Below are 5,643 nucleotides of genomic sequence, written 5' to 3' on the forward strand. Positions count from 1 at the left end.
CCGGGGCCCGCGCCCCCCCCCCCCGCGGCCGCCCCCCCCCCCCCCCCCCCGCCCCCCCCCCCGCCCCCCCCCCCCCGCCCCCCCCCCCCCCGGGCCCCCACCTCGAGGAGCGCCCACATGCCCGACACCATCCAGTGGTTCCAGTACAAGCCCGGCGTCGTCGGCGAAACCCGACGCGTCACCCACGCCGCCCGGGACACCACCGAAACTCGCATCCGTTCCTGGTGCCGTCGCGAATTCGAGACCGCCGCCGTCGAAGTAGCCGCAGAACCGGGCACGCCCCTCGGCCCCGACCAAGCAACGCCATGCGGACCTTGCGTCCCCTGCCTCCTGCTCGCCACGGCTGCAACCGAGCACTTCGCTGCCCAGCCACCCGCCCGGGACGCGCTTGCCGACCAGCATCCGTAACCGACCATGCGCTGCCGATATGCCTGGATGACCAGCATCCGCGAATCCCGCTGGCACCTGGTCCCGATGTCATCCAGCGGGCCTACCCCCGCCGCCGCATGCGGACACCGCCCGCGCACTCCCGTTCACCGGCGGCTGGCCGACATACCACCCCTCGGAACCGGACGCCGGGCGCGATCCCTCTGCAATGCCTGCCAGCACGCCACCTCTTCGGAAGCGAGCACGACCACCCGCATGACACCGGCAACGAGGCCGGGACGCTGTCCCTGTCCCGGCAACGGTGTCTCACTGCAAGCCGCTGACGGCATCCAAGGGACGGCCAGGACGGACGGCACGCGCCGTCCCAAATACCAAAATAGCAGTTCAAGGCCAGGGGAACTCTAACGCAGAATTTGAATCCAGAGCCGCTCCGGGACACCACTTGGCGAGCGAAGTACGCCTCACGGACCACAGATTTAAGCCTGTCGACGACCGTCTCAACAACACAACACTTACCAGCCATCGACGCCACATGTTCGGCAACGAGACACGGAACGCAGGAGGGCCAACGATCAGCAGCAGCCCCCACAGTCTTCGTCGGGTGGGCCAGGAAGATGCGCAATAGCAGAATAGACACGGAGGCGCACTGATCAGCCAGACCGTGTGACGAAGAGACGAACCGGGCAGGCTCATGCGATACGGGACCCTCTTGATCGCTTGCTTGTTCAATCAAAACAAAATACTGGAATATGCCAACTGATATTCACTCGAATGAGTGGACATTAGACGACGCAAAGCACGTCGATTAATGCGAAAGTGTGAACTTGACGCCATCTTCGTTTACTTCGTTGCAGTGACCATCGGTGTCCACTAACGTAGTTCTCTTGCGCCGATAGCGCGAGCCGTGACGGAAGTCGCTTTCTGTCACGACAGTGGACCCTAGGAAGAAGATGTCGAAAGCAAAAGTCCCATACGTCATGGCGTATGGCAACATCAAAAGGACCCTTGAGGCGATCAAACGCGCTCAGACTCCAGACCGGTTCACCCAGGATTACCTGTCCAGCAAATTAGGGCTCAAGGGAGGGTGGGTTAAGTCGGTAATTCCGTTTCTAAAGAAGACGGAATTTCTATCTTCAGACGGAACACCTACTTCAATCTATAAGGAGTTTCGGAACGGTTCGAGCGCAGGCGCAGCTGCAGCCAGAGCCTTGAAAACAGGATTCTCGGCCCTCTATGAAGTTAACGAAGAAGCGCATTCACTTGACGATGCGCAGCTAAAAGGGCTGATCCTCCAAGTGACCGGATTTGAAGAAAACAGCTCCACTCTACCTGCCATCGTCGGATCATTTAAGGCCCTGCGGTCCTACGCAGATTTCTCCGCCCTTGCTGTGCCGACTGGAGAGTCGGCGGGCACTGAAAATAACAGCGATGACCCGAGTGGATCCACTCAATACGGCGCACGCCCTCCCATAAGTGGGGGGATCAACCTCGGCTACACTATCAATTTGAATCTTCCAGCAACATCTGACGTTGCAGTATTCGATGCGCTTTTCCGAAGCCTCCGCGAACACCTCCTGTGAGAGATTAATGAGAATAAGTGATCGCTCACGCGTGAAAGAGTTCATGATGACGAGCCTACTCCTAGAGCGAGAAATAGAACTCGTCGAAAATAAACATGGGGTAAGCTTCGGACAAAAACGTGAGAGGGCCTCGGAAGAGGATAGCCCTTACTACTCGCAGATTGATCACCAATTCCGAGCGGAAGCGTCCCGAATGGCTCCACTCTACGAGATTTTTTATTCTCTAGAGCGAACGATTCGCGCTTTCGTGGGAGACACCCTAGAATCGGAATACGGTCCCTCCTGGCAGGAGAACAGGATTCCATCGTCGATACTTGACTCAGTCAAGAAAAGACGCACCGGGGAGATCGACAAAGCCATAACGCCACGATCCGACGACTTGATTGATTTCACCACATTCGGAGAGCTTGGGCAAATCATCAGAAATAACTGGGAGGTCTTTGCTGGCATTTTCTCAAGCGAAAAGGCTGTCGAAAGGGTAATGGCTAGCCTCAACTCACTACGTGCCCCTATCGCACATTGCACAGAGTTGGCCGAAGATGAAGTAGTGCGGCTACAGTTGTCGGTAAAAGACTGGTTTCGCCTTATGGAATAATTGCCTATCGCATAGTATTTAGGTGATAGATTCAGCCCTGCGGTTGCCGCAAGTGGTTTTAGCCAGCAGCCGCGGGGCTACTATTTCCGCGAGACGACGAATAGCGAGAAAAGAAAGCAGCGTGGCGCAATATTTGTGCGCCTACATGCGCCTGCGTCGTTCATTAGATCAACCACGACACTTTCTACTTAAACCGACAGCAACTCGATCCGTGTGGTTAGTGCGCAAGTCCCCCCTCGGACACCAGTGGGTGGGATCCCTCCCACTCGAACGGAAGCAAGTTATCAGCCGACAGGGCGATGTGACGCAGTGCGTCCATCGTCCTGTCGTGCTGTGTGGCTGCCCCTGCATGGCCCGAGGTGATGGCCGTGGCTGATGCGTTCATTCCCGCGGTGATCCCTCGGTCCTTGTCCGGTGTCGCTGCGTCCGGGGCCAAGCCGGGTCGCAGCATGCCGGTCCCGGACCTGGCCGCCAGTCCTGGCGAGATCCACACCGTGTATCGGATCGCTTCAATCGACCAGCGAGGCCGGATCGCCGAGCGATCGGTGGTCCAGGCGTTGGGATGGTGCCCGGGAGAGCGACTGCAGTTCGGCCTGATCTCGGAGTCCGTGATCGCGGTGCTCCCGGACCCGGCCGGGATGTTCAGCCTCGCCCGCCGACACCACATCCCACTACCGGTCACCGCACGCCGGTGGTGCCACCTGCAGACAGCCGACCGAGTCCTGCTAGCAGCCGCACCACAACACGGCAGGCTCGTGATCTACACCATGAGTGCACTCGACGCCATGGTCACCGCTTCCCACTCCCCCGCTCCCAGGGGTGACGCGTGATGACCACCGGTTCGGAAGAACACCCAGGCGCTGCGGAACTCGAAGCCGCGCGCCTGGTGCTGGAACGCATGGGCGTCGCACCCGCGGACCTGCTAAGCACCGACCAGCACAACCGTTCGGTGGCACCGACCTTCGCCGACTACCTCCCGCAGGTCTCAGCCGCGGTATCTCACGGCACCCGCCGGGTGTATTCGTCGTATTGGAAGCGCATCGCACAGCAGTGGGGCGATCGGCGGCTGGACGAGCCCACGCCGTTGGAGATCAAGCAGCTGGCCGAGCACGTCCGGGAGCACGTGGTCTCCCGCCGCAACGCACGCGGAGGCCGCAGCGCGGCCGAACACCTCATCGCCGCGATGCGCTGCCTCTACAACCACGCCGTCGCCGACAAGCTGATCGCCGAATCAGACAACCCGGCCCGCCGAGTCCCGAAACCGCGCCGGCTGCCCAGCACCCGCCGCGGCCTGCCCGACACCGGCCTGGACGAGATCAACCAGGTGGCCGCCACCACCGGAAACGATCCCGCACTGGACACACTGCTGCTGCGACTGCACACCGAAACCGCCTGCCGCCGCGGCGGCGTCCTCGCGCTACGCCCGCAAGATCTCGACACGCAACAGTGCTTGATCGCGCTGCACGAAAAGGGCGACACGGTCCGCTGGCAGCCCGTCTCGCCCACATTGATGCGCCACCTGCAAGCACACGCCGAGCAACGAGGTGCCGCACTCGAAGGCGGACGGTTGCTGCGCTACCGCTCCGGCAAACCGATCACATCCCGACGCTACGACCACCTCTGGAAAAGGATCGGAACCCACCTGCCATGGGTCGCCACCCAGCAGATCAGCACCCACTGGCTGCGCCACACCACCCTGACCTGGGTCGAACGCCACTTCGGCTACGCCGTGGCCCGGGCCTACGCAGGCCACACCGACAGCGGCGGGGATACCGGCACGACCACGACCTACGTCCGCGCCAGCCTCGACGAAGTCGCCACCGCCCTCGCGGCACTCACCGGTGAATCCCACCCACTGGCCGCCGCCTCACTGCAAGGAGGTGCACGATGACAGATCGCTACCGCGCACCGGTACCGGAGATGTCCCGAGGACAGATCGCGGCATGCGTGGGTTCAGTGGTCATCGGGGTGGCACTGGCCGCCTACGGGGCAGCGGGCTCGTACCAGACCGCGGCCGCGGTCGCGGTCGAGAAGCACCTTCCCCTGCCTGAGCTCGTCCCGCTCGGCCTCGACGGAGGCCTACTCGGCATCGTCCTCGTCGACCTCGTGCTGACCTGGATCAGCTGCGCCAACCCGTCCGGCTACTGGCCTTCGGCACTGTCGCCGCCAACGCCACGGCAGTATGGTCGGATCTCGTGGCGGTCGGCCTGCATACGGCGGCGCCACTGATGCTGCTGGCCGTGATCGAATCCACACGCACCGTGCTGCTGCGCCGCATCGGCGCCCGCACCGGAACCCTGCGCGATCGCATCCCGCTCGCCCGCTGGTTCCTCGATCCCTGGCGAACCTTCCTGCTGTGGCGGCGCATGGTGCTCTGACACATCACCAACTACTACGACGCGCTCGACGACGAGAGGCGAATTCGGCATGCCAGAACGATTCTACGATCTCACCACAGACCACAGTGGAGAAAGAAAGTCCCCGCAGAATGGGCATGGCTACTCGACACCGGCACGAACCGTGCAGCAGATCACCAACCTCACGCACCGGTTGATGGGCCATGCCGAGCATCAGCGGCCCAGCGTCGACGATATGCGGCTATTTCAGGAGGGCGCCACCTCAAGGGCCACGATCCAGTCGCCTGAGGCAGAACAGTCCGATGTGGACAGAGCAGGCGCCCACCATGAACAGAACACTGGCCCCGGACAAGACCATCCGGCAAACTCAGGCGTTGCGGATCCGCTGGCGCAGCGGGCTTTCGGTGTCAATCGGAAACATTGGCGCCTGCATGGGTGGACCGCATCCGCCGACACGTTTCGCCGGAACCTGAAGATCGGTTCTGACCGAGCCCGCACACTGGCCCGCATCCTCAAAGACCACGACCAAGCTGCGGTCTGCAACATCACCGACCCGGAAAGAACGGACCAGCGAACCCCAGTACCGGAATGAGGCTTCCCCAGTCGGCTGCGGGGGGGGCCCCGCCCCCCCCGGGGGGCCCCCCCCCGCCGGAACCGGGGCGGCCGGACGAGCCGGCGCCGGAGGACGGTGCGACCTCGCCCGCACCCGCGCCCGCGGAGAGCT

Annotated in this window: 6 protein-coding genes and 1 pseudogene; all 7 read left to right on the forward strand. The window is 62.5% G+C overall.

Going from position 1 to position 5,643, the window contains the following annotated elements; all coding sequences use genetic code 11:
- Positions 1-117: 117 nt before the first annotated feature.
- The 7 genes and pseudogenes from LCD31_RS02525 to LCD31_RS02560 all read left to right on the forward strand — a co-directional run bounded on the left by LCD31_RS02525 (position 118) and on the right by LCD31_RS02560 (position 5,511).
- Positions 118-408, forward strand: a complete 291-nt coding sequence (locus LCD31_RS02525) for a hypothetical protein (RefSeq protein ID WP_224955787.1) — start codon at positions 118-120, stop codon at positions 406-408.
- Positions 409-1,364: 956 nt separating this feature from the next.
- A complete protein-coding gene (locus LCD31_RS02530; protein WP_224955779.1) occupies positions 1,365-1,967 on the forward strand; it encodes a DUF5343 domain-containing protein in 603 nt (200 codons plus the stop codon).
- Positions 1,968-1,998: 31 nt separating this feature from the next.
- Complete coding sequence (locus tag LCD31_RS02535) at positions 1,999-2,562, forward strand: Swt1 family HEPN domain-containing protein (RefSeq protein ID WP_224955780.1); 564 nt, start codon at positions 1,999-2,001, stop codon at positions 2,560-2,562.
- Between the two features lie 368 nt (positions 2,563-2,930).
- Positions 2,931-3,392, forward strand: a complete 462-nt coding sequence (locus tag LCD31_RS02540) for a hypothetical protein (protein ID WP_224955781.1) — start codon at positions 2,931-2,933, stop codon at positions 3,390-3,392.
- On the forward strand, positions 3,392-4,453 hold the full coding sequence (locus LCD31_RS02545; RefSeq protein ID WP_224955782.1) for a site-specific integrase: 1,062 nt from the start codon (positions 3,392-3,394) through the stop codon (positions 4,451-4,453). The genes LCD31_RS02540 and LCD31_RS02545 overlap by 1 nt, the downstream gene beginning before the upstream one ends.
- Positions 4,454-4,482: 29 nt before the next feature.
- Positions 4,483-4,940 (forward strand): annotated as a pseudogene (locus LCD31_RS29725) (DUF2637 domain-containing protein).
- Between the two features lie 142 nt (positions 4,941-5,082).
- Complete coding sequence (locus tag LCD31_RS02560) at positions 5,083-5,511, forward strand: hypothetical protein (protein WP_224955784.1); 429 nt, start codon at positions 5,083-5,085, stop codon at positions 5,509-5,511.
- The last annotated feature ends 132 nt before the right edge of the window (positions 5,512-5,643 follow it).

It is taken from the genome of Saccharopolyspora sp. 6M, from assembly GCF_020176775.1.
Taxonomy (GTDB): domain Bacteria; phylum Actinomycetota; class Actinomycetes; order Mycobacteriales; family Pseudonocardiaceae; genus Saccharopolyspora_C; species Saccharopolyspora_C gregorii.

Coding starts and splice junctions, on each gene's coding strand:
- LCD31_RS02525 (WP_224955787.1), top strand. CDS start 118: ATGCCCGACACCATCCAGTGGTTCCAGTACAAGCCCGGCGTCGTCGGC.
- LCD31_RS02530 (WP_224955779.1), top strand. CDS start 1,365: ATGGCGTATGGCAACATCAAAAGGACCCTTGAGGCGATCAAACGCGCT.
- LCD31_RS02545 (WP_224955782.1), top strand. CDS start 3,392: ATGACCACCGGTTCGGAAGAACACCCAGGCGCTGCGGAACTCGAAGCC.